Annotated in this window: 10 protein-coding genes; all 10 read left to right on the top strand. The window is 36.9% G+C overall.

Annotation, left to right across the window (positions count from 1 at the left end):
* Positions 1-3: 3 nt before the first annotated feature.
* The 10 genes from N8M95_RS03670 to N8M95_RS03625 all read left to right on the top strand — a co-directional run bounded on the left by N8M95_RS03670 (position 4) and on the right by N8M95_RS03625 (position 17916).
* A complete protein-coding gene (locus N8M95_RS03670; protein ID WP_064276699.1) occupies positions 4-1254 on the top strand; it encodes an EpsG family protein in 1251 nt (416 codons plus the stop codon).
* Between the two features lie 9 nt (positions 1255-1263).
* Entirely contained in the window at positions 1264-2100 is an 837-nt protein-coding gene (locus N8M95_RS03665) for a LicD family protein (protein ID WP_064276697.1), read from the top strand.
* A gap of 7 nt (positions 2101-2107) precedes the next feature.
* Positions 2108-3193, top strand: a complete 1086-nt coding sequence (locus N8M95_RS03660; protein WP_064276695.1) for a glycosyltransferase family 4 protein — start codon at positions 2108-2110, stop codon at positions 3191-3193.
* A gap of 8 nt (positions 3194-3201) precedes the next feature.
* On the top strand, positions 3202-4206 hold the full coding sequence (locus N8M95_RS03655; RefSeq protein WP_064276693.1) for a glycosyltransferase family 2 protein: 1005 nt from the start codon (positions 3202-3204) through the stop codon (positions 4204-4206).
* 1 nt (position 4207) lies between these two features.
* On the top strand, positions 4208-5161 hold the full coding sequence (locus N8M95_RS03650; protein ID WP_064276691.1) for a glycosyltransferase family 2 protein: 954 nt from the start codon (positions 4208-4210) through the stop codon (positions 5159-5161).
* A 153-nt stretch (positions 5162-5314) separates the two neighbouring features.
* Entirely contained in the window at positions 5315-6727 is a 1413-nt protein-coding gene (locus N8M95_RS03645; RefSeq protein ID WP_064276689.1) for a flippase, read from the top strand.
* An 11-nt stretch (positions 6728-6738) separates the two neighbouring features.
* Positions 6739-7836: a UDP-galactopyranose mutase gene (glf, locus tag N8M95_RS03640; RefSeq protein ID WP_261116644.1), complete on the top strand. Its 1098-nt coding sequence runs from the start codon at positions 6739-6741 to the stop codon at positions 7834-7836.
* Positions 7837-7873: 37 nt separating this feature from the next.
* A complete protein-coding gene (locus N8M95_RS03635) occupies positions 7874-8926 on the top strand; it encodes a glycosyltransferase (RefSeq protein ID WP_064276685.1) in 1053 nt (350 codons plus the stop codon).
* A gap of 198 nt (positions 8927-9124) precedes the next feature.
* Positions 9125-11107: a peptide ABC transporter substrate-binding protein gene (locus N8M95_RS03630; RefSeq protein WP_247930294.1), complete on the top strand. Its 1983-nt coding sequence runs from the start codon at positions 9125-9127 to the stop codon at positions 11105-11107.
* A gap of 296 nt (positions 11108-11403) precedes the next feature.
* Positions 11404-17916 (top strand): SpGH101 family endo-alpha-N-acetylgalactosaminidase, encoded by a 6513-nt coding sequence (locus tag N8M95_RS03625; protein WP_261116643.1) that lies wholly within the window; start codon positions 11404-11406, stop codon positions 17914-17916.
* Positions 17917-17971 lie beyond the last annotated feature (55 nt).

The following is a 17971-nucleotide window of genomic DNA, read 5'->3' as shown; positions in this document are numbered from 1 at the left end:
ATCATGATTTTATTATTACTTACTTTTTTAATTTTTTTAGTCTTCCCAGTTTTATCTTTGTTTTTAAGCATGGTAGGAATAGTAAACGACAGAAGGTTTTCGGTAACTTATTTAGTACTTGCGTGTTTATCGATTTCTATAATAGCTTTGCGTTATATCCCTCATCCATTAGATGATGGAGCGTTTCATTTTAGAGCAACACAAGTACTAACTAATTTTGATAACATTATTTCAATGTTTCAAGCTTTTGCATCAGGATTTAGAGTTGGTAGATATGATTATGGTTCTGTTCCGGTATTTACTTCATTGATGTATTTTGTCAGAAATACTCATCATTATAGTTTGCTTAGTTTTATTTCAGCGTTTGTGACATATTTTAGCTTTGGTTATGTTGTTGTTGATTTGTTTAAGTCCTATAAAAACTACTCTAAGTTAACCTATATTCTGATTCTAATTACAGTTTGTTTGTTAAATAACTATAGATATACCACTAGTGGCATGAGATTTTGTATGGCAATTTCTCTGATAATGTTAATTATGTATTTGGAATCGAAATATAATTATACAAAGAATTGGATGATGCTATGGTACATAGTTCCAATAAGCATTCATTCGGCTGTTGTTTATTTTGTTGCTCTGAGATTCATTTTTTTCTACCTGAAAAAGATTACGCTAGGAAAGAGTTTACTTGTTTTATTGGGTTTTCCAATCATAATAAAATTAACACCAATATTTGCAGAATGGACGGGTATTAGTTTCTTTCAATCTTTTATTAGAAAAATTGATATTTACTCTGATAACGCATCGTATGCAGAGCTCTTTAATACTACTCTAACAGTGAGGTTATATATTGGTGTGGTTCTAATGATTTTATTTTTAATTCAATATTTTGTTTTGAGTAGAACTATTAAAGAGATTGATGATTGGAAAATATCTTTTGTCAAGATGACTTATTATTTAACATTATTATCAATGGGGTCTGTGCCGTTTCGAAATATATATGATAGGAATCTTTTTTTACTCTTGCCAATGATTGTAATTTCTTCATTCATATTGTTTACATATCGAGCGCAGTTGAAAATCTTATCGAATCGTAGCCTAGTTTATGGCCTAGAGCTTAGCTTGCTTAGTATATCGTTTATCACAGGTTTTTTCTATAATAAGAATTTCCCTTTTGATTTTATCGATTATAGTAAAACGGATCTTCTTTTAAAGAACATTTATCAGTTCTTTTCAGACTTGCCTTTTACTTAGGAGGAAAGTATGTCGGATATCAAAATCATTCAAGATAAGATTTTATCTATTTTGAAAGAGTTTATTAATATTTGCGAAGAAAATAACCTAACCTACTATGCTCTAGGGGGAACCTTGCTAGGAGCGGTACGTCATAAAGGTTTCATACCTTGGGATGATGACATCGATATTGGCATGCCAAGAGAAGATTATGAAAAATTTAAAAAAATAGCTTCAAATGTTTTGCCAGAAAACTACAAGTTTTTAAGCGAAGATACATTAAACTACAAAAAAGCTTTCTCTGTGATCCGAGATGATTCTACAAAAATTATCATGAATTATAGTAAAGAAGAATTGGTAGAAAGTTTGTGGATAGACATTTTTCCGTTGGATGGTATGCCATCTAATGTTTTAAAGAAAAAAATTCATTCTTTTAGGTACTTGTACGCTAGGATGATGGTTCAACTCTCGCAATTCAATAGTTTGGTGAATCAGAAAAAAGAAAATCGACCATTAATTGAGAAGATAATTATTGCTTTTGCGAACGTTGTTAATATTGAAAAGATTATTTCTTTTAACTGGGCACAGAAAAAATATTTACAAACGTTAAAAAAATATTCGTTTAAGGAAGCTTTTGCAGGAAATTATACAGGAGCATATAAACTTAGAGAAATCGTACCTTCAGATTATTTTGGAGATCCAGTATCATTAAAGTTTGAAGAGATTGATCTGAGTTGTCCTCGTAAGTATAAAGAATATTTAGTAGCAATTTATGGAGAGAATTATATGCAGTTACCTCCAGAAGATAAGCGAAACCAACATCACTATAAGATAATATCTCTTGGTGATAATGAAGAATGGGAGTAGTTGAAACATGAAAAAAATCGCTTTAGTGAAATGGATTTTGGATGACTCTGGTGGCGGTGAGCGAGTTGCTATATCGTTAGCAAACGAACTTACAAAAAAGTATGAAGTTCATTTGATTGGGATTACAACAAAGCAATCGGACTTATTCTTTAAAATCAATTCTCAGGTAAAATACTCCAACTTTTTTGACCATAGAGTACGCTTGTCTAAGAATATTTTAAAAATCTCAAAAATGTTAAAAAAATATTTTAGAGATAATGAGATAGAGGTAGCCTTTGGGATAGGGATATCCGCTAATGTATTTTTATCTTTTGCAGGAATAGGGACTCAAACTAAAGTAGTTTTGTGTGATCATACTAATTCAATTACGGATAATAGAGAATTTTCTCAAAAAGTCCAGAGATATGTTGGTGCTAAATTTGCAGACAAGATTATTACTCTCACACAAGAAGATTGTAGAAATTACATAAAAAAATATGGTATTTCTGAGGAAAAAATTGATTACATCTATAATTGGAAAGATGATGGTATTTCCAATGTAGCTTATAACGATGAGTCAGCGAAAATTGTAACAGTAGGTCGCTTCGATTATCAAAAAGGATATGATTATCTTGTTCAAGTCGCGAAAAAAGTGTTAGCTAAAAGGTCTGACTGGATTTGGGAAATCTACGGTTCCGGCGATCAAGATGAAGTAGACAAAATCAGAGATTTAATCAACGAAAATGGTTTACAGGAAAAGTTAGTCATAAAAGGACTTGAAAAAAATCAGGATTTGATTTATGGAGATAAAGGGATTTATGTCATGACTTCTCGTTACGAAGGTTTACCCTTGGTATTGTTAGAAGCTCAACAATACAATCTTCCTATAGTTAGCTTCAGTTGTCCGACAGGACCTAATGAAATTATCGAAGATGGAGTTAATGGCTATCTGGTTGAGTGTTATAATACGGACAAGTTGAGCGAAAAATTGCTTGAACTGATGGAAGATGAAGTTTTGAGACAGTCTTTCTCAGAACATGCAAAAGACAATTTGGATAAATTTAATAAAGATAAAATTCTCAAGCAGTGGCTTGAACTAATTGAGACGATTTAGGAGATAGGATGAAGGATTGTTTGTTAACAATTGTAATGCCCAGTTATAATATTCAGGACTACATTTCAAAAGGGCTGGAGTCTTTTCAACAAGTACACCCGGATTATAAAAATAAATTTGAAGTACTGGTTGTCAATGATGGAAGTACAGACGATACGGCTTTAGTAGCAGAAAAGATACTAGCCAAAGATTCGTTGCTAGATGGCCGTGTCATTACAAAAGAAAACGGCGGTCATGGTTCGACAATCAATCGCGGTATTCAAGAAGCAAAGGGGAAATTTTTTAAAGTGATTGATGGGGATGACTGGGTTATTCCATCAGAATTTGAAAAGTTTTTAGATACTCTTGAAACTGTTGATGTAGATATGGTGATTACAGATTTTACAGAGCAACATGTCTATAACAATACTACGGTACGAAATGACTTCGTAGATAAGTATGAAATTGGCAAAAAACACAAGGGAATTCCGGACGTTCGCATCCCGATGCACTCGGTTACTTATAAGACATCAATCTTGTCGGAAAACAAAATTCGTTTAAGTGAAAAAACATTTTATGTTGATATTCAATACACACTCTTTCCTTTGGAGTATGTTCATAGTTTCAGTTATTGGAATTATGATATTTATCAATACTACATAGGTAGACCAGAGCAAAGTATGAATATCGAGAGTATGAAGCGGAATGTCGGTTATCATTTGACTGTTACAAATTCAGTTCTAGATTATTTTACAAAAATTGAAAGTGAACCCGTTTTAAACCGAGTAGTTTCTGAAACCTTAGTTTATCTCATCAGTTTGCAGGTTGACTTGTCTTGGATGGTTAACGATTCCGAAACACTCTTGAAGGAACTATATAGCAAAATTGAGAAAAGTTCATATGACTATATTCCTACGAAAAAATTTGACAGATTGTCTTACTTAAATTATAGGACTAACTTTGCTTTGGGGATAATTTTTAATCCGATTTTGAAGAAATACTCTGAAAAGAAAGAAAAAGAGAGAGGCATTTAGGATGTTTATCAGCATCGTTGTTCCGGTTTATAATGTTGCAGACTATCTGCATTATGCGATAGAAAGCTTAATTAAACAGACCTATCAAAACTTTGAGATAATCCTTGTAAATGATGGTTCTACAGATGGTTCTCCTCTATTATGCGAAGATTATGCAAAGCAATATGAAAATATCCATGTTTTCCACAAAGAAAATGGTGGGTTATCTGATGCGCGTAACTTTGGAGTATCTAAAGCGAGCTCAGACTGGATTTTCTTTTTAGATCCAGATGATTATCTTGAAGAATATACTCTAGAGTTAATCGTGAAAATTCAGGAAACACATCAAGCAGACTTGATTTCAACAAAGGTTAAAGCTACTTCAAAATATAATGATTATAGTTCCCATCATCTTAAGAAGTCAGATTATGAAAGCTTGAGTGTGATTACAAAAGAAAAGGCTCTACAACTAATGTTGGATGACAAAGTTGCAACGGTTTCTGCCTGTGCAAAACTTTATCGGAAATGCATCTTGGAGCGCGTTCCATTTCCAGTCGGGAAAATCTATGAGGATTTTTATGTTGTAGCAGAACATCTTGCCTTAGCTGAAAGAATCGTGATCAGTCCACTTGAAACCTACAATTACTATCGTAGGGAAGGGAGTATAGTTCGTTCAACATTTACTGAAAAAAGATATGATTTCTTTAAAGCTGTTGCAAAAAATGAGGAAGTTATTAAAAGAGAGTACATTCAGAGCCCAGAATTAAAGCAAGCTTTGCAAGCTAAAAAATTATTAGGTGGCTTTGTAGTAATTGGTGCAAAAGCTGACTCAGGCTTAAAAGATTTTTCAAAAGATAAAGTGTTGTTGAGAGTCGAAATGAGTGACTTATTAAAGAATAGTAAGTTATCATTGAAACTAAAACTAAAATACCTTATTTTTATGCTTAGCCCTGAATTGTATTTGTTGCTACGATAGTATGATACATAGATCCAATTTAATTTGCAACAAGTGTCAAAAAATTGTAGGAAAGAGGAAATATGAAAGAAGCGTTTAGAAGAATTGCCCATTATAAGTATGTTCGTTCACGATTTTCAATGTCACTGATTGATTATAATAGGGCAGGTTGAGATGAAAGTACTAAAAAACTACGCCTACAATCTATCTTACCAACTGTTGGTGATTTTACTCCCGATTATTACGACTCCCTATGTAACACGGGTCTTTTCTTCGGATGATTTAGGGACGTACGGATACTTTAATTCCATTGTCACCTACTTCATCCTCTTAGCGACGCTAGGAGTTGCTAACTATGGGACCAAGGTCATTTCAGGACATCGCAAGGAAATTGAAAAAAACTTTTGGGGGATCTACTCTCTGCAATTAGGTGCAACAGTTATTTCTATGTCCATGTATGCTCTTCTTTGTCTGACTCTTCCTGTTATGAAAAATCCAGTAGCCTACATTCTAGGCTTGAGTTTAGTTTCAAAAGGTTTAGACATTTCCTGGCTCTTTCAAGGGTTGGAAGATTTTCGAAAGATTACTGTTCGAAATATCACGGTCAAGATCGTTGGAGTCATTTCAATCTTCCTCTTTGTTAAATCTGCAAATGACCTATATCTCTATGTTTTTTTGCTAACCATATTTGAACTTTTGGGGCAACTAAGTATGTGGTTACCTGCTCAGGAGCTTATCGGTAAACTGCATTTTGACATAGAATATGCTAGGCATCATGTGAAGCCTGTCATATTATTGTTCCTTCCGCAAGTAGCAATTTCCTTGTATGTTACGCTTGATCGTACCATGCTCGGAGCATTAGCTTCTACAAAAGATGTAGGGATTTATGATCAGGCTCTAAAGTTGGTAAATATACTTCTGACCTTGGTAACTTCCTTGGGAAGCGTTATGTTACCACGCGTCGCTCATTTGTTAGTGACAGGTGATTATAAGGCAGTCAATAAGATGCATGAAATGTCCTTCCTCGTTTATAATTTAGTGATTTTCCCAATGATGGCAGGAATCTTGATTGTCAATGACGATTTTGTTCAGTTTTTCCTTGGTCAAGATTTTCAGGATGCACGTTATGCAATCGCCATTATGATCTTCCGTATGTTCTTTATCGGTTGGACCAATATCATGGGAATTCAGATGCTGATACCTCACAATCAAAATAAAGAATTCATGATTTCAACAACAGCTCCTGCCATTATCAGTGTAGGTTTGAATTTACTATTCCTTCCAAAACTTGGATATATCGGAGCAGCCATTGTTTCTGTATTGACAGAGGCGTTAGTATGGGCGATACAATTATACTTTACTAGCAGATACCTAAAAGAAGTTCCTATTATCGGATCTATGACAAAAATTGTTCTAGCATCAGCTATCATGTACGGTATACTGCTAGGTTCAAAAACAGTTATACATTTTTCACCAACTCTGAATGTTCTAGTCTTTGCAGTGCTTGGTGGAATCATTTATCTTTTTACAATTCTATCTTTGAAAGTGGTAGATGTAAAAGAACTAAAACAAATTATTAAGAAATAATGGAGTTAACTATGTACGATTATCTAATCGTTGGTGCTGGTTTGTCTGGAGCAATTTTTGCTTACGAAGCAACCAAGCGTGGAAAAAAAGTAAAAGTTATTGATAAACGTGACCACATTGGTGGGAATATCTACTGTGAGAATGTAGAAGGTGTTAATGTTCATAAGTATGGTGCACATATCTTTCATACTTCTAACAAGAAAGTCTGGGATTATGTTAATCAATTTGCTGAATTTAACAACTATATCAATTCGCCTGTAGCTAATTACAAGGGTAGTCTTTATAACCTACCTTTCAATATGAATACTTTCTATGCTATGTGGGGGACAAAAACTCCTCAAGAAGTTAAAGATAAGATTGCTGAGCAAACGGCTTATATGAAGGACGTTGAACCTAAAAACTTGGAAGAACAGGCTATCAAGTTGATTGGTCCAGATATTTATGAAAAGTTGATTAAAGGATATACTGAAAAGCAATGGGGACGTTCTACGACTGACCTTCCACCGTTTATCATTAAACGTCTACCAGTTCGTCTAACATTTGATAATAACTACTTCAATGACCGTTACCAAGGTATTCCAATCGGTGGCTATAACGTCATCATTGAAAACATGTTGGGCGATGTAGAAGTAGAGCTTGGGGTTGATTTCTTTGCAAATCGTGAAGAGCTGGAAAAATCAGCTAATAAAGTTGTCTTTACTGGAATGATTGATCAATACTTTGACTACAAACACGGGGAGTTAGAATACCGTAGTCTTCGTTTTGAGCATGAAGTTCTTGATGAGGAGAACTATCAAGGAAATGCAGTTGTTAACTACACAGAGCGAGAAATTCCTTATACTCGTATTATTGAGCATAAACATTTTGAGTACGGAACACAAGATAAAACGGTTATTACTCGTGAATACCCAGCTGATTGGAAACGTGGAGATGAGCCTTATTATCCGATCAATGATGAGAGAAACAATGCCATGTTTGCTAAATATCAAGAAGAAGCAGCACAAAATGATAAAGTAATTTTCTGCGGACGTTTGGCCGATTATAAATACTACGACATGCATGTAGTCATTGAACGTGCTCTTGAGGTTGTGGAGAAAGAGTTTAAATAAGATAATGAAGAATAAAATTGATCGATGAAATTGATCGATGAAATATTATTTAAAAGAAGAATTTTTGAAGGATTCTGGTGCACGAAATGCGGGAAATAAGGCTCGAAACGATGTTGAAGAAATAGTAGTTCGTGAGGGCTATAGTCCTTTATTATTGATGGTAGATGATTGGTATCAAATGGGGACTATTAAGGCTCAACGACACAAGGCTAAAGCCCTATCCAAGGCTATATCTAAGTTGAAGGAAGGGGATCAGCTACTGATTCAATTTCCTATGCTTCATCATAGTTTCTTTACGACTCATTTAGTCAAAAGAATCCAACGTAAAGGAGTGAAGGTTCACTTTATTATCCATGATTTAGAAGTTTTGCGCTATGCTAATTTGGATACAGTACCCTTGAAGCATAAGATTCGTGTTCATCTTCAAGAGTCTAGTCTTTTGAAACAAGCTGATGGTCTTATTGCTCATAATCCAGTTATGAAATCAGTGCTTGTTGATAAGGGGATTTCTGAGAAAAAAATAGTTAGTTTAGGCATTTTTGACTATCTGATCCCGAATTATCAGGATAAAGAAGATTTATCTAAGGAAGGGGCTATTATTGTAGCTGGAAATTTAGCCCAAGAAAAAGCAGGTTACTTATATGAGTTGCCTGCAAGACCGGCATATAACCTCTATGGTGTTGGTTTTGATGAGTCTAGAAAGCTATCAAATGCAACCTATTTTGGTTCATTTCTTCCAGATGAACTACCATCAGCATTAGAAGGAAGCTTTGGTTTGGTTTGGGATGGTGATAGTTCTAAAACTTGTAGCGGAGTATTTGGTGAGTATTTGAAATACAATAATTCCCACAAGGCTTCACTTTATTTGGCTTCTGGTTTTCCTATTATTGTCTGGGGGCAATCTGCTTTAGCTAATTTCGTCTTAGAAAAAGAGTGTGGAATTAGTGTTGAGAGTTTACTTGATTTAGAAGAAGTATTGGACAATTTGTCTCAAGAAGAGTATCAGGATTTGATCAAAAATGCTAAGTCCGTAGGTCAAAAAATTCGTGAAGGTTCTTATCTTCTTTCTGCATTACAAGCTTTAAATTAATGAATCTAAAAATTACACAAATAGATAGATGAGGGAGTTACTGGATTCCCTCTTTTCTTATAGTTAAAAATAGATAAAAAAATGAAATAAGATTCGATAGTTGTCAGAAAATAACAACTAAACATGAAAATTCAGAAAAATATATTGACAATAGATTGCAAAGGGTCTATAATGGATAGAAAAACAAAGGAGAATACTATGAAAACAAGGAAAGTATTGGCTCTTGCGGGAGTCACTTTATTAGCAGCAGGTGTCTTAGCTGCTTGTTCTGGCTCAGGGTCTAGTGCAAAAGGTGAGAAAACTTTTTCTTATGTTTACGAAACAGATCCAGATAACCTGAACTACTTGACAACTGGTAAGGCAGCAACTACTGACATTACTAGTAATGTGATTGATGGATTGCTTGAAAATGACCGCTATGGTAACTTTGTGCCATCTATGGCTGAGGATTGGTCTGTATCTAAGGACGGCTTGACTTACACTTATACAATCCGTAAAGATGCCAAGTGGTACACATCTGAAGGAGAAGAGTATGCGTCTGTGAAAGCTCAAGACTTTGTAACAGGACTTAAGTATGCGACAGATAAGAAATCAGAAGCCCTTTACTTGGTACAGGATTCAATTAAAGGTTTGGATGCATACGCTAAAGGGGAAACTAAAGATTTCTCTCAAGTTGGGATTAAAGCGATTGACGATCAAACAGTTCAATACACTTTGAACAAACCTGAAAGTTTTTGGAATTCTAAAACAACAATGGGTGTCTTAGCACCAGTTAATGAAGAGTTTTTAAACTCTAAGGGAGATGATTTTGGGAAAGCAACAGATCCAAGCAGTATCCTTTATAACGGACCTTTCTTGTTGAAATCATTGGTCGCTAAATCTTCAGTAGAATTTGAAAAGAATCCAAACTACTGGGATAAGGACAATGTTCACATTGATAAGGTAAAACTTTCATTCTGGGATGGTCAAGATACAGGAAAACTTGCAGAAAACTTCAAAGATGGAAGCTTTACAATGGCTCGTCTCTTCCCGACAAGCGCAAGTTATCCTGAACTTGAAAAAGAGTTTAAAGACAACATCGTTTATACACCACAAGATTCTACTACTTATTTAGTAGGTACTAATATTGATCGCCAGTCTTATAAGTACACTTCTAAGACGACAGATGAACAAAAGACTTCAACCAAGAAAGCTCTTCTAAACAAAGATTTCCGTCAAGCTCTTGCCTTTGGTTTTGATAGAAAAGCCTATGCTTCTCAAGTGAATGGTGCGAATGGGGCAACTAAACTGCTTCGTAACTTGTTTGTTCCTCCTACATTTGTACAGGCAGATGGAAAGAACTTTGGCGAAATGGTCAAAGACAAATTGGTGACTTATGGGGATGAATGGAAGGATGTGAACCTTGCTGATGCCCAAGATGGACTATATAATCCTGAAAAAGCGAAAGCAGAGTTTGCTAAAGCTAAGACAGCTCTCCAAGCAGAAGGCGTTCAATTCCCAATCCACTTGGATATGCCAGTTGACCAAACCAATACAACAAAAGTTCAACGTGTCCAATCTTTTAAACAATCACTTGAAGAAACATTAGGAACTGACAATGTCGTCATTGATATCCAACAACTTCAAAAAGATGAAGTTCTCAATGTTACCTACTTTGCTGAAACGGCTGCTGGACAAGATTGGGATGTCTCAGATAACGTTGGATGGGGACCAGACTACATTGACCCATCTACCTACCTTGATATTCTCAAACCATCTGTAGGGGAAAGTACAAAGACTTACCTAGGATTTGACTCTGGAACAAACAACGCTGCGGCTAAGCAAGTTGGTTTGGAAGACTACGAAAAAATGGTTGTGGAAGCTGGTGAAGAAGTGAATGACATTTCAAAACGTTATGAAAAATATGTTGCTGCCCAAGCTTGGTTGACCGACAGTGCCTTGCTAATCCCAACAACTTCTAAAACTGGTCGTCCAATGTTGTCTAAGATGGTACCATTCACACTTCCATTTGCTTATTCTGGAAACAAAGGAACAAGTGAAGCTCACTTGTATAAATACCTTGATGTACAAGATAAACCAGTAACAACAGAAGAATACCAAAAAGCCCAAGAAAAATGGATGAAAGAAAAAGAAGAGTCTAATAAAAAAGCTCAAGAAGAACTCGCAAAACATGTGAAGTAGATTTTAAACATCTATAGAAACTGATTGATAAAGGGTTTGGCATTCGATAGGAATGCTAAATCCTTTTTATTATGTTACAATTTTCCCCTTAATTTCAGAGTATGGTTTTGTCAGAATGAAGAAAAAAATTAGCAATTTTCCTAGCTTTTCTATTGCTTTATCTATTAAAAATTGTTATATTAAAAGTGTAATTATTTTTATAAACGTTAAGCATTGCACTTTTCAGATAGAAAGGAGTATTTTTCGAATAAGAAATGTAAACGCTTACGAAGATTGGTGAAAGGAATCAGGAGTTAATGGATAAACGATTTTTTGAAAAACGATGTACATACAGCATTCGTAAATTTGCACTAGGTGCTGCTTCAGTTATGATTGGGGCTAGTTTTTTTGCTACTGCTCCAGTAATGGCTAACACACCAACAGTTGGCTCAACAGATAATTTGCCAAGTGAACTGGCTGATTTGGATAAAAAAGCGAGCGATAATGGACGGGAGTTCGATAAAGAAGCTGCAGCAGCAAATCCAGGTTCTGCTGAAACAACGGATGGACCAAAAACTGAAGAAGAGTTACTAGCTCTTGAAAAGGAAAACAAAGAAACTACTGACAAGTTGCCGAAAGAATTGGAAGGCAAAGTTGAAAAAGCTACTGATAATGGTAAAGAGGTAAATAAAGATCAATTAGCACAAGATACTGGTAGTCTAGTTCCTGAAGATGTTGCCAAAACAAAAAATGGAGAATTGAACTATGGCGCTACTGTTAAGATTAAGACTCCATCAGGAGAAGGTAGTGGTATTGTCATTGGTAAGGATCTTGTTTTGACTGTTTCTCACAACTTTATCAAGGATCAACAAGATGGAAATATTCGTAAGGTTGTGGATAATGATAAAGGGGATGGCGATATTTTTAGTATATCCTACCCTGGTTTAGATGATGTAAAATTTAGTAAAAAAGATGTGATTCACTGGGATCGGGATGGCTATCTAAAGGGTTATAAGAACGATTTGGCTCTTGTAAGATTGCGTACAGTTCTTGAAAATGCTCCTGTAGAAGTTACTGAAAAGCCAGTTGTTAAGAAAGTTGGGGATAAAGTCAATATGTTTGGCTATCCTGCTGGTAAGTTGGCACCAGTTATTAACAGTGCTGTGGATTTTGCTGAATCTTATGGTGAAGGTGTTCAAGGAGTTGGTTATCAAGGTGGACAACCAGGTGCTAGCGGTGGCGGTATCTTTGACACGGATGGTAAATTGATTGGCGTTCATCAAAATGGTGTGGTCGGTGTCCGTAGTGGAGGGATCCTTTTCTCTCCAGCTCAATTAAAATGGATTCAAGATCATATTAAGGGGATTTCTAGTTCAAAACCAGCGAATTTAGAGGAAACTGAAAAACCAGTTGAAGAAAAGCCAAAAGAAGATAAGCCGAAAGAAGAAAAACCAGCGACAGCTAAGCCAGAGACACCAAAGGAAGTCACTCCTGAATGGCAAACTGTAGCAAGAAAAGAACAGCAAGGGACTGTTGCTATTCGTGAAGAAAATGGTGTTCGTTACAATAAGTTATCTTCAACAGATCAAAATGACAATGCCAGCAAACCAGCCTTGTTTGAAAAACAAGGATTGACTGTGGATGCAAATGGTAATGCGAATGTAGATCTCACTTTCAAAGAAGAATCTGAAACAGGCAAATCACGTTTTGGTGTTTTCTTGAAATTTAAAGATACAAATAATAATGTCTTTGTTGGATATGACAAAGAAGGTTGGTTCTGGGAATATAAGACACCAGGTAATAGCACATGGTATCAGGGTGGTCGTGTTGCAGCTCCAGTAAATGGCTCAGTGAATCATCTGACTATTAGCTTAAAATCAGATGGTCAGCTGAATGCAACAAATAATGATGTAAAACTTTTTGATACGGTTACTTTGCCAGCTGCTGTTAATGAAAATCTTAAAAATGAAAAGAAAATCCTACTTAAAGCTGGTACATATGGTACAGAAAAGACAGTTGTAAATATTAAGACTGACAATCAGGATGGAGTTCAAAATACTGAAGCTACTGCTGAAAAAGAAACTGGTGCGGTGGTAGATGATAGTAAAGTGACTTATGATACTATCCAGTCTAAAGTCCTAAAAGCAGTGATTGACCAAGCCTTTCCACGTGTCAAGGAATATACGCTAAATGGCCATACTTTACCAGGACAGGTTCAACAGTTCAACCAAGTATTTATCAATAACCACAGAATCACCCCTGAGGTTACTTATAAGAAAATTAATGAAACAACTGCAGAATATGAAATGAAACTCCGTGATGAGGCTAATCTTATCAATGCGGATATGACAGTTCGTCTGCAAGTTGTGGACAATCAATTACATTTTGATGTAACTAAAATTGTCAACCACAATCAAGTCACTCCAGGTCAAAAGATTGACGATGAAAGAAAATTACTCTCTACTATTAGTTTCCTCGGGAATGCTTTAGTATCTGTTTCTAGTGAGCAAGCTGGTGCTAAGTTTGATGGGGCAACTATGTCAAACAATACGCATGTCAGCGGGGATGATCATATTGAAGTAACCAATCCAATGAAGGATTTGGCTAAGGGTTACATGTATGGATTTGTTTCTACAGATAAGCTTGCTGCAGGTGTTTGGAGTAATTCTCAAAACAGTTACGGTGGTGGCTCTAATGACTGGACCCGTTTGACGGCTTATAAAGAAACCGTTGGAAATGCCAACTATGTCGGAATTCATAGTTCTGAGTGGCAATGGGAAAAAGCTTATAAGGGTATTGTCTTCCCAGAGTACACTAAAGAACTTCCAAGTGCTAAGGTTGTGATTACTGAAGATGCTAATGCGGATAAAAAAGTGGACTGGCAAGATGGTGCCATTGCTTATCGTAGTATCATGAACAACCCTCAAGGCTGGGAAAAAGTCAAGGATATCACAGCTTACCGTATCGCGATGAACTTTGGTTCTCAAGCACAAAATCCATTCCTTATGACCTTGGATGGTATCAAGAAGATCAATCTCCATACAGATGGTCTTGGACAAGGTGTTCTCCTCAAAGGTTATGGTAGTGAAGGTCATGACTCAGGCCATTTGAACTATGCTGATATTGGTAAACGTATTGGTGGTGTCGAAGACTTCAAGGCTTTGATTGAGAAAGCGAAGAAATATGGAGCTCATCTAGGTATCCACGTCAACGCTTCTGAAACTTATCCTGAGTCTAAATACTTTAACGAAAAGATTCTTCGTAAGAATCCAGATGGAAGCTACAGCTATGGTTGGAACTGGCTAGACCAAGGTATCAACATTGATGCTGCTTATGACTTGGCGCATGGTCGCTTAGATCGCTGGGAAGAATTGAAGAAAAAACTTGGTGAAGGTCTCGACTTTATCTATGTGGACGTTTGGGGCAATGGCCAATCAGGTGATAATGGTGCCTGGGCTACCCACGTTCTTGCTAAAGAAATTAACAAACAAGGCTGGCGCTTTGCAATCGAGTGGGGCCATGGTGGTGAATACGATTCTACCTTCCAACACTGGGCAGCTGACTTGACCTATGGTGGATACACTAATAAAGGTATCAACAGTGCCATCACGCGCTTTATCCGCAACCACCAAAAAGATTCTTGGGTTGGGGATTACAGAAGTTACGGTGGTGCAGCCAACTATCCACTTCTAGGTGGTTACAGCATGAAAGACTTTGAAGGCTGGCAAGGACGAAGTGACTACAATGGCTATGTAACTAACTTGTTTGCTCATGATGTCATGACCAAGTACTTCCAACACTTCACTGTAAGCAAGTGGGAAAATGGTACACCTGTTACCATGTCTGATAACGGTAGCACCTATAAATGGACTCCAGAAATGCGAGTGGAATTGGTAGATGCTGACAACAATAAAGTAGTTGTGACTCGTAAGTCAAACGATGTCAATAGCCCGCAATACCGTGAACGTACAGTAACTCTCAACGGACGTGTCATCCAAGATGGTTCAGCTTACTTGACTCCTTGGAACTGGGATGCGAATGGTAAGAAACTTCCTACTGATAAGGAAAAAATGTACTACTTCAATACGCAAGCTGGTGCAACAACTTGGACGCTTCCTAGCGACTGGGCGAATAGTAAGGTTTACCTTTATAAACTAACTGACCAAGGTAAGACTGAAGAACAGGAAGTAGCTGTGAAAGATGGTAAGATTACCCTTGATCTTACTGCAAATCAACCATACGTTCTCTACCGTTCAAAACAAACCAATCCTGAAATGTCATGGAGCGAAGGCATGCACATCTATGACCAAGGATTTAACAGTGGAACTTTGAAACACTGGACCATTTCTGGTGATGCTTCTAAGGCAGAAATTGTCAAATCTCAAGGCGCAAATGAAATGCTTCGTATCCAAGGCAATAAGAGCACAGTCAGCCTTACTCAGAAACTGACTGGCTTGAAACCAAATACTAAGTATGCCGTTTATGTCGGTGTTGATAATCGTAGTAATGCTAAGGCGAGTATCACAGTAAATACTGGTGAAAAAGAAGTGACTAGCTATACCAATAAGTCACTAGCTCTTAACTATGTCAAGGCCTATGCCCATAATACTCGTAGTGACAATGCTACAGTTGACGATACAAGTTACTTCCAAAACATGTATGCCTTCTTTACAACGGGTTCAGATGTATCAAATGTCACTCTTACTTTGAGTCGTGAAGCTGGTGATGAAGCAACTTACTTTGATGAAATTCGTACCTTTGAAAACAATTCAAGTATGTACGGAGATAATCATGATACAGCTAAAGGAACATTTAAACAAGACTTTGAAAATGTCGCTCAAGGTATTTTCCCATTTGTAATTGGTGGTATCGAAGGAGTTGAGGATAATCGTACTCACTTATCTGAAAAACATGATCCATATACACAACGTGATTGGAATGGTAAGAAAGTCGATGATGTCATCGAAGGAAATTGGTCATTGAAGACAAATGGACTAGTGAGTCGTCGTAACTTGGTTTACCAAACAATCCCTCAAAACTTCCGTTTTGAAGCTGGTAAGACTTATCGTGTCACCTTTGAATACGAAGCAGGATCTGACAATACCTACGCCTTTGTAGTCGGTAAGGGAGAATTCCAATCAGGACGTCGAGGTAATCAAGCAAGCAATTTGGAAATGCATGAATTGCCAAATACTTGGACAGATTCTAAGAAAGCTAAGAAGGTAACCTTCCTCGTAACAGGTGCAGAAACAGGCGATACTTGGGTTGGTATCTACTCAACTGGTAACGCAAGCAATACTCGTGGAGATTCTGGTGGAAATGCGAACTTCCGTGGTTACAACGACTTCATCATGGATAAACTTCAAATCGAGGAAGTCACTCTAACAGGTAAGATGTTGACAGAAAATGCTCTGAAGAACTACTTACCAACGGTTGCCATGACCAACTATACCAAGGAATCTATGGATGCCTTGAAGGAAGCTGTCTTTAACCTCAGCCAAGCAGATGATGACATTAGTGTAGAAGAAGCGCGTGCTGAAATTGCTAAGATTGATGCTCTTAAGAATGCCTTGGTACAAAAGAAAACAGCCTTGGTAGCAGAAGACTTTGAAAGTCTGAATGCTCCAGCTCAAGCGGGAGAAGATTTAGCCAACGCCTTTGATGGTAACTTGTCAAGTCTATGGCATACGTCTTGGAATGGTGGAGATGTTGGTAAACCTGCAACTATGGTTTTGAAAGAGGCGACAGAAATCACTGGATTCCGTTATGTGCCACGTGGATCAGGATCAAATGGTAACTTGCGTGATGTGAAACTGGTTGTGACAGATGAGTCTGGTAAAGAACATACTTTCACTGCAACTGATTGGCCAGATAACAATAAACCAAAAGACATTGACTTTGGTAAGACAATCAAGGCTAAGAAAATCGTTTTGACAGGTACTAAGACTTATGGAGACGGTGGTGATAGATATCAAGCCGCTGCTGAGTTGATATTTAGTCGTCCACAGGTTGCAGAAACAACTCTTGATTTGTCAGGTTATGAAACAGCTTTATCAAAAGCTCAAAAATTAACCAGCAAAGAGAATCAAGAGGAAGTAGCAAGTGTAGTAGCTAGCATGAAATATGCTATGGATAACCATCTCTTGACTGAAAGAATGGTTGCCTACTTTGCAGAATATCTCAACCAACTACAAGATCAGACTGTGAAACCAGATGCTCCTACAAGTAGTAAAGGTGAAGAGGCAGCACCAATTCTTGAAGTGCCTGAGTATAAAGGTCCGCTTGGAACAGCAGGTGAAGAAGCAGCACCAATTCTTGATGTACCTGAGTATAAAGGACCACTTGGAACAGCAGGTGAAGAAGCAGTTGTTAATGAAGTTCCAGAATACAAAGGTGGAGCCAATGCGGTAGAAGCAGCTGTCAATGAAGTTCCAGAATACAAAGGTGGAGCGAATGCAGTAGAGGCCTTGGTTCATGAATTACCTGAATATAAAGGTGGCGCTAATGCAGTAGAAGCAGCTGTCAATGAAGTTCCAGAATACAAAGGTGGAGTCAATGCAGTAGAAGCTTTGGTAAACGAAAAGCCAGCCTACACAGGACTATTGGCTACAGTAGGCGATCAAGTAGCACCAACTATTGAAAAACCTGAGTATCAGATTAGTCAATTAGGCCAAGGTAAACTTTTAGAATCTAAAACTTCAGTTTCAACAGAAGATAAGAAGAGATTGCCAGAAACAGGAGAAAGCCAATCTGATACAGCTATCTTCCTAGCTAGCATCAGTCTCGCCTTATCTGCTGCTGTCCTTGCGACAAAACGAAAAGAAAATTAAAGAAGACTGAATTTTAGAACTTACAGGAACTAGAATTCAGACAGAAATAACTTAG

Source organism: Streptococcus mitis (assembly GCF_946190325.1).
Classification (GTDB): Bacteria; Bacillota; Bacilli; order Lactobacillales; family Streptococcaceae; genus Streptococcus; species Streptococcus mitis_CF.
This window is presented reverse-complemented; position numbering and strand designations above follow the sequence as displayed.

Bases quoted from the DNA above. Each gene is read 5' to 3' on its own strand.
- N8M95_RS03630 (WP_247930294.1), top strand. From the start codon at position 9,125: ATGAAAACAAGGAAAGTATTGGCTCTTGCGGGAGTCACTTTATTAGCA.
- N8M95_RS03670 (WP_064276699.1), top strand. From the start codon at position 4: ATGATTTTATTATTACTTACTTTTTTAATTTTTTTAGTCTTCCCAGTT.
- N8M95_RS03625 (WP_261116643.1), top strand. From the start codon at position 11,404: ATGGATAAACGATTTTTTGAAAAACGATGTACATACAGCATTCGTAAA.
- glf (WP_261116644.1), top strand. From the start codon at position 6,739: ATGTACGATTATCTAATCGTTGGTGCTGGTTTGTCTGGAGCAATTTTT.
- N8M95_RS03660 (WP_064276695.1), top strand. From the start codon at position 2,108: ATGAAAAAAATCGCTTTAGTGAAATGGATTTTGGATGACTCTGGTGGC.
- N8M95_RS03655 (WP_064276693.1), top strand. From the start codon at position 3,202: ATGAAGGATTGTTTGTTAACAATTGTAATGCCCAGTTATAATATTCAG.
- N8M95_RS03650 (WP_064276691.1), top strand. From the start codon at position 4,208: ATGTTTATCAGCATCGTTGTTCCGGTTTATAATGTTGCAGACTATCTG.
- N8M95_RS03645 (WP_064276689.1), top strand. From the start codon at position 5,315: ATGAAAGTACTAAAAAACTACGCCTACAATCTATCTTACCAACTGTTG.
- N8M95_RS03635 (WP_064276685.1), top strand. From the start codon at position 7,874: ATGAAATATTATTTAAAAGAAGAATTTTTGAAGGATTCTGGTGCACGA.
- N8M95_RS03665 (WP_064276697.1), top strand. From the start codon at position 1,264: ATGTCGGATATCAAAATCATTCAAGATAAGATTTTATCTATTTTGAAA.